Consider the following 14,883-nt stretch of genomic DNA (forward strand, 5'->3'; position numbering starts at 1 on the left):
CTATTTGCTAACCCAATGGCGGATAGTAAAAATACCGTGCCCTGTGTCCGCAGACAGGCGGGCGCCGGCAGGCAGGAGGTATCGGCATGACCAATCTCTGGATTCCCAATCAAGTTGGGAATGACGCGGGCAGTGTGGGAATGACATCATTATAGCATCCGCCTAAGGCGGACAAAAGGCCGGACAGTAGTGATAAATGCTATAACCTGAAAAAATGAACCGAAAGCAAATCAGTTGCTAAGAATATGCTTCTTAATTGTGGTTTTAAGCTCAGTCAAATCTGGGGATTTGATAACATAGTCATCAGCAATCCAGCTGGAAAAATTCGCCTTATAAGTAGAATAAGCCGTATTTAAAATCACCGGCAAATTAAGGTCATAGTTTTTTATCTGTTCCAAAATTTCAAGGCCCTCAATTCCCTTAAGACGTATATCTAAAACTATGACCTCCGGTTTGAAAGACTTGATGCTGTCAATGACCTCGCGGCCATTGTTGATAGGCATAACCTGATAGCCCTCATCCTCAAACTCATGTTTATATAATTCTAAAAGCGGCTCTTCATCTTCTATTATCATAATTCTATGCATAAATCCCTCCAGTTAATAGCATTGATTTTCATTTTAAATCTTCAGATTTGTTATGACCAACAAAGGCCGGCAACCGAACCGAAAAAGATGTTCCTTTGCCGGGAATAGACTCAACATTTATGTATCCGCCGTGGTCATCAATTATTTTTTTCGATACAGGCAAACCGAGACCTGAACCTTTTTCTTTTGTAGTGTAAAACAGATTAAAAAGATTTTCAAGGCTATATTTATCAACGCCAGAACCCGTATCAATTATATCCAAAACTACATATTCCTTGTTCTTTGAAGTTTTTATAGTAAGTTTGCCGCCATCCTGCATAGCATCCACAGCATTGTCAATTAAATTGAGGATTACCTGCTTAAGCCTCTCGGAATCTGCTTTTATATTTAATGTTTTCCGGTTAAATATTTTTTCAATATTTATCCCTGATGAATTAAGTTTATTTTCAAGCTGAGTTAGCGAATCGGTAACGACACTATTCAAATTGCATTTGTTAATATCCAATTTTGAAACGCGGGAATATTCGAGTATTTCGGAAGTAATCTTCGATAATCTATTAACTTCGGAAATGATAACTTCAACCATATGCTTATCAAATTTATCGCTGCCAAGCGTTTTTAAAATTCTTCTTGCGTAGCCCCCAATTGTTACTAACGGGATGCGAAATTCATGAGCAACTTTAGTTGCCAGCGTGCCGATATCAGCCAGTCTCTCATGACGCACTAAGTAAGCCTGATTTGATTTATAAAGTTCGTGCACCCGTTCCAATTCTTTGAATTTTATCCGGAGTTTCTCATATAGAATGGCATTTTGAAGTCCGGGAGCACAAGCAAATACCAGCGATTTTAAAAACTCAACAGACACATCAGTAATTGGCTTGTTTGAAATAGCATTATCAGCTATAATCAGTCCCAGCATCCTGTTTTCCGCAATAATAGGCACAATCACTATTTTATCTGCCGGCGACAACCAATCAAAATCAAATTGCCGATATTTACTGTCTTTGATATCCAATACTTTCTCTTTTGACTGATTTAATACTTTTATAAGAGGGTTTTCATTGTTGGCTACTGATAATTTTATTTTAGCTGCTTTTGTTTCCAGTGAACACGGAATAAATTCGGTTTCGATGAGTATCTCGCTTAGCTGGCGGTTTAAGGAAATCTTCGATATTTTTTCCCATATCCTGACAGCCTCCTCGGGGCTTGTTGGCCCAACTGCCGATTTACCCTCAAGCAGATTGTTTTTCTCGTTCAAAAGGAATATAAACGCTCTGTTAAAGCAAAATGTATCTCCCGATGTTGCCCCCGCAAGAATTATTCTCATACTCTTTTCCAGATTATTACTCCGCGCGAGCGCATCGGTTAGATTCTTTAGCAGGCTAAGTTGGTTAATGTTATAGTTCAACTGGTCGGTTGTCTTTTCTAATTCATTTTTTTTTACCGAAAGCTGTTTGACAAGATTAATTACCGTTGCAGCCATGGAGCTATCTCTGTTTTGCGCGTTGGCGTTCTTTTTCATTATTTTTTTAAATATTTCACATTCATGACAGATAGCAGAATTATCCTGAATAAATGATGTTTTATTCAGCACATCTAAGGATATATTCATATCAACCAACAAGGAAAGCCAACACACTCTTCCCCGGTAATCAGGATGTATACAAAGATTATCATTATTCATATAAGCACCTTTGATTAAACCTGTTTAAAAATACAATATTTGAAATATTTTGTCAATATTTTTCATGTTGACAAAATACTGCATGCATTATAAAATTTTGCAATGGATAAAATTGCTAAACAAGTTATTAAACTGGCTTACCAGGAGGATATTGGCAAAGGCGATATTACTACCGATTCCATCATTCCAAAATCACAAAAGGGCAAAGCTCTGATTGTTGCCAAATCAGACGGGATATTATCAGGAATTGAAGCTGTTAAATATGCGTTCAAGTTAGCCTCGCCTAAAATCGAGATTGTATTTCATATCGGGGATGGCAAAAAGTTTGCATCCGGCATAATAATCGCATCCATTAAAGGTCCCGCTCATGGCATACTCAAAGGAGAAAGGCTTGCTCTGAATCTTCTGTCTCATCTTTCGGGCGTAGCCTCATTAACAGCCAAATTTGTCGAGCAGGTTAAGGGCACACAAGCCGATATACTTGATACCCGCAAAACTACACCCGGGCTTCGCAGTCTCGAAAAACAAGCGGTATTGCATGGCGGCGGCAAAAATCATCGGATGGGTCTTTATGACATGGTGCTTATAAAGGACAATCATATAGCCTCCGCAGGCAGTGTTAACAAAGCGCTGGAAAAATTTATCAATGCAAAATGTAAAGTTGAAATTGAAATCTCTGATTTTGAGCAGCTTGAAAGTGCTCTTCAGTATTCGCCTGACATAATAATGCTTGATAATTTCAATACCAGACAGCTTGCCAGAGCTGTCTGGATAATAAAATCAAAAAAACCTAAAATTAAAATAGAGGTTTCCGGTGGTGTTACTCTTAAGAATATTAAAGCGAAAGCTAAAACAGGAATCGATTATATCTCCATCGGCGCCCTGACACATACGGTTTCGGCAATCGATTTTTCTATGAGAAACACTGCATGAAATTATCCTCCAACGATGGCAAATTAGGTCCGCCGGTTGATATTTTAGCATTTCTAAAAAAAAACAGCAATAGATTCACATCATCCCGTGAAATATCGGAAGCATTGTCAATTACGCGTCATATTGTTTACGACAGCATTTCGTTTCTTAGAAACTGCGGTTATACTATTGAAGCCAGCCGCAACCTGGGCTACAAGCTTCTAAAATCACCTGATTCTATTTTACCGGTTGAGATTGCCGCCGGTCTAAGCTGTCAAATTAACGCTTGCCGGATATTTTCCTATAAATCAGTCGACTCAACAAACATCACCGCTCATAATCTGGCAAAATGCGGAATGCCCGAAGGAACGCTGATAATCGCAGATTCCCAGAAGAAAGGACGGGGAAGAATGGGACGCAAATGGCATTCGCCATCCGGCAAAGGTTTATATTTTTCATTAATACTGCGGCCCAAACTTCCGCCCGACAAAATAGCCGGATTATCTTTAGCAACCGGTTTGGCGCTAACACGAGCAATCAATATTATTACCGGCTTTCAAATGCAGATGAAATGGCCAAATGATATTTTGTACAAAAAGAAAAAACTTGCCGGCATACTTGTAGAGTTAGTCGCTGAACTTGATAAGGTGGAATATATGATTGTCGGTATAGGAATAAATGTCAATCATACCAAAAGAGATTTTCCGTTAAGCCTTCAGCTTAAATCAACCTCGCTTAAGATGATTAGCCGGAATGCCGTATCAAGAGTTGCTTTGCTGCAGGAGGTTCTCGTCCAATTCGAAAGCCTTTATAAGATGTTTTGCCTTCATGGATTCAGATATTTACGGTCTGAATTGATAAAACATTCGGCAGTTATTGGCAAGCGAGTTGCTTTAAAAACCGGGAAGCAAAAGATTACCGGTCGGGCTGTTGGCTTTGATGATATGGGCGGATTGATTGTCAAGTCCAAAAAAGGATTGCGCTCGTATTCGGCGGGTGACGTTTCGTTTCGGTAATAGGTGGAGTACGTTCGATAATGCGAAAGAGTAATCTGTTTATGCCATATACCGATACAGTAGTTTGTGATTAATCCAAGTCATTGGTAAGGCAGACAGGAATTTCCGACCTACTGTTTTTAATATAAAGCAAAATATTCATAAGGCTTGTATGTTTTTGCTTGCTATGAGATTATTATTTAACCGAAATACTTCCGCGGGTCGGCGATTGCCCCCTCGAGCGCGGAGGCGGCAACGGTTGCCGGCGAAACAATATAGATTTCCGAATGCTTTAGCTTATTTTTGTTGGATATATTATTATATGTTGTAGTCAAAGCCCGCTCACCATCGGCAAGCATACCGTTATTGGCGCTAAAATATGAGTCATAACTCGGGTTAAGTATAAGGCAGCCGGATTCGACCAAGGCGCTAATATAGCCTTTGTCTATAGCCTCTAAGAAAGTTTTACGCGAGGACGGTATCACCATCATACGTGTATTGCGATGAATTCGTCTTCCCCTGAGTATAGAGGCGGCGATTTCAAGGTCTTCAAGATGGCCATTAGTACAGCCGCCAAGGACTACATGATCGATTTGCTTGCCTGCTAATTCTTCAACGGGCTTGCTGTCATCGATATTTCCGCAAGCAACAATCTGAGGAGAAAGAAAGGACACATCAGTTTCAATTTCATTTTCATAAATTGCATCAAAATCGGCTTTTACAAGTTTATATTTCGCTTTAGTAATCTTTTTTAAAAACCTTTGAGTTATTTCATCAACCGGAACCATCGCCGAGCCTGCTCCAGCGGCGATGGTAAAATTGGTGAGAGTAATTCTCTGCGAGGTCGTCAGAGCCATAATAGCCCGGCCATAGAATTCGAATGCTTTGCCAGATTTAGCATATTTATTTATTTCGCGGGATAGTTTTAAAATAATATCATTAGCGGCAACTCCCTGGCTAAGATTGCCGTTAACTACTATTTTAATAGATTCGGGAATTTTTTGTTCTATTCTTCCAGAAGCCCATATTTTTGCCATTTCTGAAATAGCAATATTTATTGAATATGCTCCAACGCCGCCATATGATGGAATGTATTGATCGGCTCCAACGGTTAGTTGTCCGGGGAGAATCAAACCTTCTTCAATTATAACCTGATGCGGCATCCCGCAACCAACGTCATAAAACATCATAATACTCTGTTTTTTGGCAAACTCGCGTATTTTTTTTTGTTCACCGGCGATATTCTGAGATTTAATTTCTGATTCGGCAAGGCTGCCAAGATGATTTAAAATGATGGCTATTTTCGCATGATTAAATACTTTAGTATTGCCGGCATTATAAAAAGCGTCAATCGCTATTCCTGCATTATCGCTTGCAATTACCAGATCGGGTTCGATGGCAACAATCTCACCCTCCTCAACAGTTTTCAAGCCTGCTTTCCGCGCTAATAGTTTTCTGATAAATGTTTCTTTGCGCGTGGATTTAGTAATGCTGGGCATATCAAGAAATTCCAACTCGAGCTGTTCTATTTTTAGCTGAGTCGGCTTGTTTTTAATTCCGTATCTCAATCGCCACTGCCTGAATCCGGGGCCGGAAATACCCAACTCTATACCGGCCAGACGGTCATCGCCGAAACGTTCCCATAAATCGGTAATTCTTTCGCTGGAATATTTGGGCTGGCTGTATGGCCCGATTTTCTTTTTTGACCGCCAGTATGCTACCAATCTGCCGGGTACACCATACACCTCGCCGATTTTCTTATCGGTTCGGTATTTCTTTTGCAGCTCTAAAAGCTCTTTTTTTCTGGGTATTTTCACTTTTTAACTAATTTTTTCAGATGTTTTTTTAGGGCATCATAAGTATCAAGCAATGCGAATGACTGTACTCTTGTCAGCCCCAGCACAGGCATAAAATTTGTATCTCCTGTAAATCTGGGCACAATATGAATATGCAGATGGTCTCGAATACTGGAACCGGCTACTTCACCCAAATTGATGCCAATATTTAAACCATCGGCAGGCAATGCTGAAGTGAGCAGTTTTGTGCAAAGCGTTAGAAACTCGAACATTTCGGTATATTCAGCTTTAGTTAATTCATCAAGCTTAGACTTATGCGCAACAGGACAAACCATCAGATGCCCGCTATTGTAAGGATATCTATTCATTATAATAAAAGAGTGTTTCCCTCTATGTAAAATTAAATTCGCCCGGTCTTTTTTTTGCTTGAAGTTTTTGCAAAAAACACATCCTTTTTCTTTAGGACCTAAAATATAGACAGAACGCCATGGGGACCATAAAGTATCCATCTTTTTATATTAACATTAATGGTTTGAAAATCAAGCAAATTTAAGCGATTATTTCAAATTTACGACTTATATTATTTTGTGATAATATAGCTAAGCTTATCAGATAACAAGGCTTAATAATATAATAATTGAAAATATTGCGCCAATAAACAATTATTTCATTTGCTAAAAACCTAATCCCCCCTCACTCGTTGTCATGCGCGGATGTGTTTCTATAGCCATACGGTTAGCTTGATATCGTTTGGCTTGGGGCGCTTTCTTGGCACCGAGCAAGACCTTCGGAACTAAAATTATATTTAGGGTGGTTGGTGTACGTTCTCGTGCACCAACATTTTACTATTTCCCTCTTGAGAGGGGTCAGGGGTGTGTTCTTAACACTAAATATTCAATATAATTTAGGGTTGGCTGCCAAGCACCGCTTTATAACCAAAGCAATTTATTTGTATTTCTATTACAAAATCCGGGTTTAAATCATATTTTCCGCTTATTGTTTTGGGGGCATTATTAAAAAATAATCTTGACTTGATGCTTGTATATCCTAATTTTATTAAATAAATCGGTCATTAAGATAGTAATAAAATGACCGATTCGATTTTTAGGAGTGAATGTATGAATATTATAATTATAGGATTAGGCGAAGTTGGCAAACATATTGCCTCTGTATTATCTAAAGAGAACCATAACGTAACGGTAGTTGACTCGAACACAAATGCGGTAACCGCTATTGATGACAGGCTCGATGTGCGATCGGTTGTCGGTCGGGCTGGTTCCATTAAAATAATGAAAGAAATCGAAATCGATAAATCAGACCTGGTTATTGCTGTAACCAACCTTGATGAAGTTAATATATTAACCGCAATGATGGCGAAAAATATGGGCGCCAAAAAAGTAATTGCCAGAGTTGATTCCCGTGAATACCTGCCCGAAACACGCGGGTCGTTTCAGGAATTATTCGGCATCGATCTGGTTATTTCTCCGGAGATACTTTCGGCTATCGAAATAAGCAAGCTGATAGGCTTTATGGGCGCATCTTATATTGCCGAATTTGCGAATGGCATGGTCGAGCTAATGCAGCTGACTCATAACAAAAAAGCTGGAGTTACCGGAATCCCCCTTCAAAAACTAAAAACACCGCCGGATATACTTGTATCGGGCATTGTCCGTAAAAACGAACTTATAATTCCATCCGGCAGTACAGTGTTGAAGGACGGGGATAAAGTTTTTATAATCGGCAAGAAAGAATCAATAGAAGATGGCGCCAGATATTTCGGTAAAACCAAGGAATCGGGGGCCGAGAAAGTCGTTGTTCTCGGCGGCGGTGAAATCGGTTTGACTGTAGCGAAACTGCTTGAGGGAACGAAGATATCAGTTGTTTTAATCGAGTGGAATAAATCAAAATGTCAATCCTTATCCGAAGAACTGAAAGAGGCTTTAATTATTAACGGCGACGGCACCGATATTGAGATTTTGAAGCAGGAAAAAGTTGGCGAGGCGGATGTGTTTGTAACTGCCTCCAAGCGTGATGAGGTTAATTTGATGTCGGGTCTTCTGGCCAAAGAGCTTGGCAGTAAAAAAACTATCGCTATAGTTCATCGCCCCGACTACCTGTCAGTCTATGAGCATCTGGGGTTGGATGCCACTATTTCACCGCGTCGGTTTGCCGCCAACCAGATATTGAAATATGTTCGTTCGGGAGAGGTCGTTTCAGTATCCGATGTCGATATTGGCAAAGGAGAAATACTTGAATTTGCTGCGCCTGATGGATGTAAAACCATCGACACTCCACTAAAAGATCTCAATGTCCCCAAAGGCGCTATAATAGGCGCAATAGCTGGTGAAAGAGGAGTTATAATACCAACCGGCGATGATGTAATCATGGCTGGGGATAGTGTTATCGTCTTTACTACGCCGGGCGTTCGACCCAAGGTCGAAAATCTTTTCAGGTCATGCTAATGAACATTCGCTATAGCAGTAAATTAATTGGCTTATTGCTTCTGGTGATGGCGGCATCTATGGCAACCTCGCTGGTCTGGGCATTCATAGACAATGATCAGCAGGCAATATGGTCGTTTATACATTCCACAGCTATCACCGCCGGCGCCGGAACGGTAATGATCCTTTTGGGAATAAAAAGCAAGAGCGATTTATATATCAAGGAGGCTTTAGTTATAACTGCCTTTGGCTGGATTTTTTCAGGAGTTTTCGGAGCTTTGCCGTATATGTTTGAAAATACATTCAACTCCTTTGCCAGCGCATTTTTTGAAACTGTATCCGGTTTCACCACCACCGGTTCAACAGCTATTATAATAGTTGAGGAACAATCAAGAGCATTACTATACTGGCGGTCGCTTACGCAATGGCTGGGAGGCATGGGAATAATTGTCTTGTTTATTGCCATCCTGCCCCGACTTGGCTTGGGCGCTAAACACCTGTTTAAATCTGAAGTACCCGGACCTATTACTGCCAGTTTCCGCCCCAAATTAAAAGAAACATCATCAATCTTATGGAAAATTTATTTAGGTTTTACGGCTGCTGAAATAATAATCCTAAGGCTTTTAGGCATGAATCTCTTTGAATCAATTTGCCATAGTTTTACTACGATGTCCACCGGCGGTTTTTCTACTATTACTGCCTCAATCGGCGGGTTTAACAATCCGGCAATCGAGTATGCCATCTGCTTTTTTATGTTCGTCGCCGGAGTCAATTTTTATCTTTACTATTTGATAGCCAAAGGTGACACGACCTGCATTATTAAAGACCCTGAATTCAGAGCTTATGCGGCTATTACAGGAATCGCCGCTATTATATTAACTCTCTCCATATATTCAATTCATGGCAGTTTTGCCGAGGCGTTTCGCAAGGGGCTTTTCCAGACAATTTCTATTAGCACTACCACCGGATATGGTACTGATAATTTCGATGTCTATCCGTCCTTTGCCCGATTATTGCTAATAGTTCTGATGTTTATCGGCGGCTCAGCCGGCTCGACCGCTGGCGGCATTAAAGTCTCGCGTTTTCTGGTTTTGATAAAAATCGTCAGAGTCGAATTATTTAAAGCGGTTCATCCCAATGCAGTGGTGGCGATTAAAATCGGCGATAGCCCAATTAAGGATGATATAGCGAAATCCATAGCAGGCTTCTTTATTTTATTCATAATCGTATTCGCAACCGGCTCGATATTCATGGCCGCCTTAGGATTGGATATTATCACTGCTTTTTCCTCAGTGATAGCCTGCTTAGCGAATATCGGTCCTGGTTTGGGCAGAGTTGGCTCAATTGAAAATTTCGCTTTCATTCCTGAAATCGGCAAGCTGTTTTTAAGTTTCTGTATGATACTGGGCAGGCTGGAGCTATTCACTGTTATGGCATTGATGATACCGGCATTTTGGAAAAAATAGCAATATCATAATCTTGCTGCTAAGTACGGTTTGACATAAATACAGGCTGCTTGTCAACCATTGTAAATTGCAAGGATTTTGGCCTATAAAGCTGTTGCCGTATAACCAGCATTGTTGACAGAATCAATTAAATCATCAATGGCTGGATTACCATCAATAACCGCTAAATTCTCATCTGTCGATACATTCACAACCTTAGCACCCTCGACGCTTTCTAATGCTTTTGTAACATTCGCCGCACAATGCTGGCAGGTCATTCCCTGTACAGATAGTTGTATTCTCATATCTGCCTCAGTAGATTCATGAGATTGACGTATATCCCTATCCCGAGACATGCCCCTATGCGCTAACTTCTGGTGATATTTTTTCTGCAAATCATTAAATATCATAAAGACAGACAAGCCAATTACTGTTACGGCGCTGGCTATTATAAACCACTCATTATTCTGATGGTGCTGAATTGCCAAAGATTCTCCTGAGTTGATAATAAAATCAAACAGCCAGCCAAAAAATATGCTGAATATCGATACTGTCGCTAAGTAGATTGTTAGGATTTTACCGCCAAACGCCCGGAATACCGCGCCTATAGTAGCAATATTTGATGCTGGTCCCGCCATCAACAGCACCATTGCCGCGCCCGGAGGCATGCCCGCCGCAATTAGCGATGCCGCAATCGGGACTGATGCGGTAGCACATACATACAGCGGCAATGAGATTAACAACATTAAAAACAAACCGCCAATCCCGCCTATCCAGCTTATAGTCGAAAGATAGCCGGATGGAACAAATAACGAAATTAGGGCAGCTAATAATATGCCAACAATCAGCCAGCGGTAGATCATGCCAAACAGTTCAAAGATTCCAAAATTAACGGCTTCTTTAAGCCTTGATTGATAACCCGAAAAATGGTTATCAGCAGCGCTTTGTTTCGGTGTATACCCATCCTGATTATCAAATAAATCAACTACAGCTCCGCCAATGATGCCGGTAATAAACGACACTATCAATTTGAATATTGCAAATGGCCAGCCCAGAAATGAGGCGCTTACCAGAATTGAATCAACACCGGTTTGAGGCGTGCTAATCAAGAAGCTTGTAGAGGCTCCATTGGAAGCTCCATCCTGCTTAAGGCCAACAGCTGTCGGAATAACGCCGCATGAACATAAGGGCATTGGCACGCCTATAAGCGCGGCTTTGATTATACTGCCCAGTCCCCGCTTGCCAAGATTCCGGTGCACAAATCCGGCTGGCAGAATAACATGTACGGCTCCGGCTATTGCTATACCCACAATAAGCGGGAATGAAAGATCCAGTAGGATATTCCATATCTCTATTAAGCAGCGTTCTATCATATTGATATTTAAATCATAATATCGTTAATAATGTTCCCATTATCAACTGATATTTTAATCGATTTACTTTATTTATTAAGCCGGAATACGGGTTTTGCGATTTATTTTTTGGCAATAAATATAACTTGACATACATCAGCGCATAGGGGCGTATTGCAATACGCCTCTATGCGTTACGTTTGTTAACAACCTGCCGCTTGCATCAAGCGGACGTTCCATAGATTCGAATATAATCTTACCATGATTTACTCAGCGGTCCGACCTTATTCTCAACGGCTTTGAGCACTTCGTTTTGTTTTACAGCTTCAGCCATATTGTTATGGTCCTTATATAGCGGCCGGTCTTTATCTAAATGTTCGACAACCTTGCGAACAGCCGAATGAGCGGCTTGAGTACCTTGACCGGGTTTGAAATCGCGAAAATCGAGCGCTTGCGCCGCCGCAATAAGCTCGATGCCGATAACGCCGCAAGCATTTTTAAGAATCTGTTTTGTTTTCAGCGCACCGTTCATGCCCATACTGACAAAATCTTCTTGGTCGGCGGCGGCTGGAATCGATTGAACGCACGATGGATTAGACAGGATACGCTGTTCCACTATCAGCATCCCGGCGGTATATTGGCTTAGCATATGGCCGGAATACATCCCCGCTCCCTTAGTTAGAAACGCCGGCAGGCCTATGCTTAGAGCCGGATTTAAAAGCCGGTTGAGCCGACGTTCGGAGAGCACACAGATCATGGCAATCGAGGCGCCGACCATATCAAGCGGCATACTGATTGGAGTGCCCTGAAAATTAGCGCCGGTTAATACGGTGTCGTCATCGGGCAGGAAAATCGGGTTATCGCCAACACCGTTAATTTCAATCTCGAACTGCTTGCGAGCATAGGCAAGATGGTCGCGAGCCGCTCCTATCACTTGCGGAGTTGACCGCATAGAGTAAGCATCCTGAACTTTGACCTTAAGCTTGCCGGTTACTAAATCCGATCCCTCAATTATGCTGCGGATATTGTTGGCTGATGTTGCAGCGCCGGTAAAACCGCGAAGCTTGTGAAGGCGTTCATCATACGGTTTCATGTTAGCCATCAAAGCCTCAAGCGACATGGCGCAGGCAATCTCAGCCTGAGCTATCATCCGTTCAGTATCCAGAAGCTCAAGACAACCGATGCCGGCTATCAGGTTGGAGCCGTTTATGGTAGCCAATCCATCGCGCGCGTGAAGACCTGGTATTGGAACGCCCGCTTGTTTCATAGCCTCTGATGAAGGAAGCCGTTTACCGTTATAAAACGCCTCGCCCTCGCCCATAAGTAAAAGAGCTATTTGGCTCATAGGGGCAAGGTCGCCGCAAGCGCCAACACTGCCTTTTTCGCAGACTACCGGCGTTACACCTTTATTAAGCAGGGCAACAAGAGTTTGGGTAATTTCAGGACGACAACCGGAATGGCCATGACTTTGAACATTGATGCGGGTAAGCATCGCTGCCCGGATATGCTCTATCGGTGCCGGTTCGCCGATGCCCGCCGAATGATTGTAGATAAGATACTTCTGAAATTCCTTGACCTGCTCGTCATCCAAGACAATCTCGGAAAATTCGCCGATACCGGTATTAACGCCATACATGATTTCTTTAGCTTTGATTTTCCTGTCCAGCATCTGACGGCATTTCTTTATCCGCTCGACAGCTGAGGAAGCCAGCTCCACTTTTTCGTTATGGCGGGCAACCTGTTCGACATCCTCTAAGGTGAGCTTTTTATCTCCAATTACTACTGACATAAAATTTCCTCCAATCAACCATGATTGCCGAATTGTTATATTGCTGGTGTACGTCCTCGCGCACCAGTATTGTTGACAGATAAGTTCGCCTTAGGCGAATGCCAATCACTAATTCGACAAACCAGTAATTTTGTTGCAGGTAATATACATTTTAAGTTTGGCAGGTCAACCATATTGATTTAGTGATATTATAATGTTGCTGCAGCGATTGCCAATACCATCAGAAAAAGGTTCTCGACGACGCATTAATTGTCATTTATTGTCATTCTCTGCCGCAGCGGGAGGGTAACATAGATGATTGTATATTACAAAAGGCCGAACAGCAGTTAAGTCTTAGTTAAAATAAACAGGCGAATGCAATTATATTACGAAACTTCTTGTCAATTTTGGTAGTAATATTAATTGTATTCATCATTGACTGGTATTAAGTCGATAGTTATATTGTAAATAGTTCTTTGAAAATTATATGGGGGCGACAGGTTTCGACGGGTTTATTCGATTTGGGTCTGCGCGCCGATGCCCCGGGCATCGTAAAAACCGGGAACAAACAATTAATTGGCGACGATTATTCGTATGCTATGGCTGCTTAGTAAATAGCAGCCCATTCTGGTAGGATTTGCTTTTCGGTTCTATTCAGGGTGTCGATTAAGAGAAGCTGGCGGCGTAGGGTTTGTCTTAGCCTGAAGTCGCAAGATTAATTAAGACCGATTGGAAATAAAGCCTGGTTTTCGGCATTATTCCAGTTGTATTAATAGGAAACCTACGCGTGTAGAGGGCTCTGATTAGGTATTCTCGGACGGGGGTTCGATTCCCCCCGCCTCCACCATTTGAAAAAAGACAACCCGTCTCTCCGGGGTCATTCTCCGGGACGACGGGTTTTCTATTTCCCCTTGTTTTCAAAGGGTTTGCGGTCTTTTCACATCGGCGGTGGCATCCAAAGGTTCGCATTTGTAGTGGAAAGGTCCTCTATCGCAATCTTTATTCTCTCGATCCTGATTCGGATCCTCTAGTGTTTCCTGAGAATCGGCGTTCTGAGGCAGTTAATGATAACTACCGAAAAAACCTTGACTTGCGCTGGTTTTCAATTAACATAAATACTATAAATTAGTAGTTATAGAGATTGTGTATAACCAGAAGTTTGAATATGATCAAGGTTGAAAAAAGCTGAGTATGGTACCCATATACCTTAAGAAGGCACTAAGAAATGATTCTGGCACTAAGGAAAGGCCGAGAAATCTTTTCTCTGAACTTACGAGAAGATGAAAAGTTCTTGGGTTTAGGTAAAAAGGGGGTGCCTTATGGGGAGAAGGCTTTTCTTGATCGTGGTTTTATCTCTTGTTCTACCTGGTGCGTTGTGCGCGGAAAGCCATTTTTATGGGGGCATACAGCTGGGTTATGCAGTTCTTACTGGTGATGCAGGAAGAGAGATGGATGACGCATTCAGCCCGGGTATATTCTTGGGTCATGATCTGGCCAAAAATACATCGATTGAAGCAAGTCTCATGTATTCAAGCCATGATGACGAGGTCCCGGATATAGGAGATTACAGTATGGATGTCATTTCTCTTCTTTTCGGGCCGCGATTCACTTACCCGTTGGATACCCTTGCCATGTATTTCGGGACAGGGCCAGGTGTATACCGTGTTCACTATAAATACAAGCCCGAGTTTATACCTGGTATACCCAGGGATGAGACCGATGTGGAATTTGGCGTATATCTTGATCTGGGGTTTGTTTTCAGGTTAAAGGAAGGTAGGCGCTTGGGTTTTGATATGAGATACCACCATGTAATTGAGAATGAACTCCTTGATGGCGACATGATGACCATAGGTGTAAGGGTGGTGTTTGATAAAATCTGGCCATAACCAGTGGATCCATCACC

Annotated in this window: 11 protein-coding genes and 1 other RNA gene; 6 read left to right on the forward strand and 6 right to left on the reverse strand. The window is 41.8% G+C overall.

All coding sequences use genetic code 11. From position 1 onward, the window contains the following. Positions 1-230: 230 nt before the first annotated feature. On the reverse strand, positions 231-587 hold the full coding sequence (locus J7K40_09675) for a response regulator (protein MCD6162667.1): 357 nt from the start codon (positions 585-587) through the stop codon (positions 231-233). Positions 588-615: 28 nt separating this feature from the next. Next, positions 616-2,271: a hypothetical protein gene (locus tag J7K40_09680; GenBank protein ID MCD6162668.1), complete on the reverse strand. Its 1,656-nt coding sequence runs from the start codon at positions 2,269-2,271 to the stop codon at positions 616-618. A 102-nt stretch (positions 2,272-2,373) separates the two neighbouring features. On the opposite strand from J7K40_09680, the gene nadC reads away from it, so the two are divergent. Continuing rightward, the gene (nadC, locus tag J7K40_09685; GenBank protein MCD6162669.1) at positions 2,374-3,204 is read left to right on the forward strand and encodes a carboxylating nicotinate-nucleotide diphosphorylase; all 831 of its coding nucleotides are present in this window, start codon (positions 2,374-2,376) and stop codon (positions 3,202-3,204) included. Further along, positions 3,201-4,199, forward strand: a complete 999-nt coding sequence (locus tag J7K40_09690; GenBank protein MCD6162670.1) for a biotin--[acetyl-CoA-carboxylase] ligase — start codon at positions 3,201-3,203, stop codon at positions 4,197-4,199. Before nadC ends, J7K40_09690 begins: the two co-directional genes overlap by 4 nt. Before the next feature lie 179 nt (positions 4,200-4,378). On the opposite strand, the gene J7K40_09695 is transcribed toward J7K40_09690, so the two are convergent. Together J7K40_09695 and J7K40_09700 are read right to left on the reverse strand one after the other, a co-directional pair. Then, the gene (locus tag J7K40_09695; protein ID MCD6162671.1) at positions 4,379-5,995 is read right to left on the reverse strand and encodes a 3-isopropylmalate dehydratase large subunit; all 1,617 of its coding nucleotides are present in this window, start codon (positions 5,993-5,995) and stop codon (positions 4,379-4,381) included. Beyond that, the gene (locus J7K40_09700; GenBank protein ID MCD6162672.1) at positions 5,992-6,483 is read right to left on the reverse strand and encodes an HIT domain-containing protein; all 492 of its coding nucleotides are present in this window, start codon (positions 6,481-6,483) and stop codon (positions 5,992-5,994) included. The genes J7K40_09695 and J7K40_09700 overlap by 4 nt, the downstream gene beginning before the upstream one ends. 609 nt (positions 6,484-7,092) lie before the next feature. Between J7K40_09700 and trkA the strand changes: the two genes are divergently transcribed. Next, on the forward strand, positions 7,093-8,436 hold the full coding sequence (gene trkA / locus J7K40_09705) for a Trk system potassium transporter TrkA (GenBank protein MCD6162673.1): 1,344 nt from the start codon (positions 7,093-7,095) through the stop codon (positions 8,434-8,436). Beyond that, entirely contained in the window at positions 8,430-9,881 is a 1,452-nt protein-coding gene (locus J7K40_09710) for a TrkH family potassium uptake protein (protein MCD6162674.1), read from the forward strand. The genes trkA and J7K40_09710 overlap by 7 nt, the downstream gene beginning before the upstream one ends. Before the next feature lie 83 nt (positions 9,882-9,964). On the opposite strand, the gene J7K40_09715 is transcribed toward J7K40_09710, so the two are convergent. Together J7K40_09715 and J7K40_09720 are read right to left on the reverse strand one after the other, a co-directional pair. Continuing rightward, positions 9,965-11,233, reverse strand: a complete 1,269-nt coding sequence (locus J7K40_09715) for a permease (GenBank protein MCD6162675.1) — start codon at positions 11,231-11,233, stop codon at positions 9,965-9,967. A gap of 235 nt (positions 11,234-11,468) precedes the next feature. After that, complete coding sequence (locus J7K40_09720) at positions 11,469-13,001, reverse strand: aromatic amino acid lyase (protein MCD6162676.1); 1,533 nt, start codon at positions 12,999-13,001, stop codon at positions 11,469-11,471. A 468-nt stretch (positions 13,002-13,469) separates the two neighbouring features. Between J7K40_09720 and ssrA the strand changes: the two genes are divergently transcribed. Further along, positions 13,470-13,827, forward strand: a transfer-messenger RNA (tmRNA) gene (gene ssrA / locus J7K40_09725). A gap of 472 nt (positions 13,828-14,299) precedes the next feature. Continuing rightward, positions 14,300-14,866, forward strand: coding sequence for a porin family protein (locus J7K40_09730; GenBank protein MCD6162677.1), 567 nt, complete (start codon positions 14,300-14,302; stop codon positions 14,864-14,866). Positions 14,867-14,883 lie beyond the last annotated feature (17 nt).

The sequence above is a fragment of the Candidatus Zixiibacteriota bacterium genome (assembly GCA_021159005.1).
GTDB lineage: Bacteria > Zixibacteria > MSB-5A5 > UBA10806 > 4484-95 > JAGGSN01.

Bases quoted from the DNA above. Each gene is read 5' to 3' on its own strand.
- J7K40_09720 (MCD6162676.1), bottom strand. From the start codon at position 13,001: ATGTCAGTAGTAATTGGAGATAAAAAGCTCACCTTAGAGGATGTCGAA.
- J7K40_09700 (MCD6162672.1), bottom strand. From the start codon at position 6,483: ATGGATACTTTATGGTCCCCATGGCGTTCTGTCTATATTTTAGGTCCT.
- J7K40_09715 (MCD6162675.1), bottom strand. From the start codon at position 11,233: ATGATAGAACGCTGCTTAATAGAGATATGGAATATCCTACTGGATCTT.
- J7K40_09730 (MCD6162677.1), top strand. From the start codon at position 14,300: ATGGGGAGAAGGCTTTTCTTGATCGTGGTTTTATCTCTTGTTCTACCT.
- J7K40_09680 (MCD6162668.1), bottom strand. From the start codon at position 2,271: ATGAATAATGATAATCTTTGTATACATCCTGATTACCGGGGAAGAGTG.
- nadC (MCD6162669.1), top strand. From the start codon at position 2,374: ATGGATAAAATTGCTAAACAAGTTATTAAACTGGCTTACCAGGAGGAT.
- trkA (MCD6162673.1), top strand. From the start codon at position 7,093: ATGAATATTATAATTATAGGATTAGGCGAAGTTGGCAAACATATTGCC.
- J7K40_09675 (MCD6162667.1), bottom strand. From the start codon at position 587: ATGCATAGAATTATGATAATAGAAGATGAAGAGCCGCTTTTAGAATTA.
- J7K40_09690 (MCD6162670.1), top strand. From the start codon at position 3,201: ATGAAATTATCCTCCAACGATGGCAAATTAGGTCCGCCGGTTGATATT.
- J7K40_09710 (MCD6162674.1), top strand. From the start codon at position 8,430: ATGCTAATGAACATTCGCTATAGCAGTAAATTAATTGGCTTATTGCTT.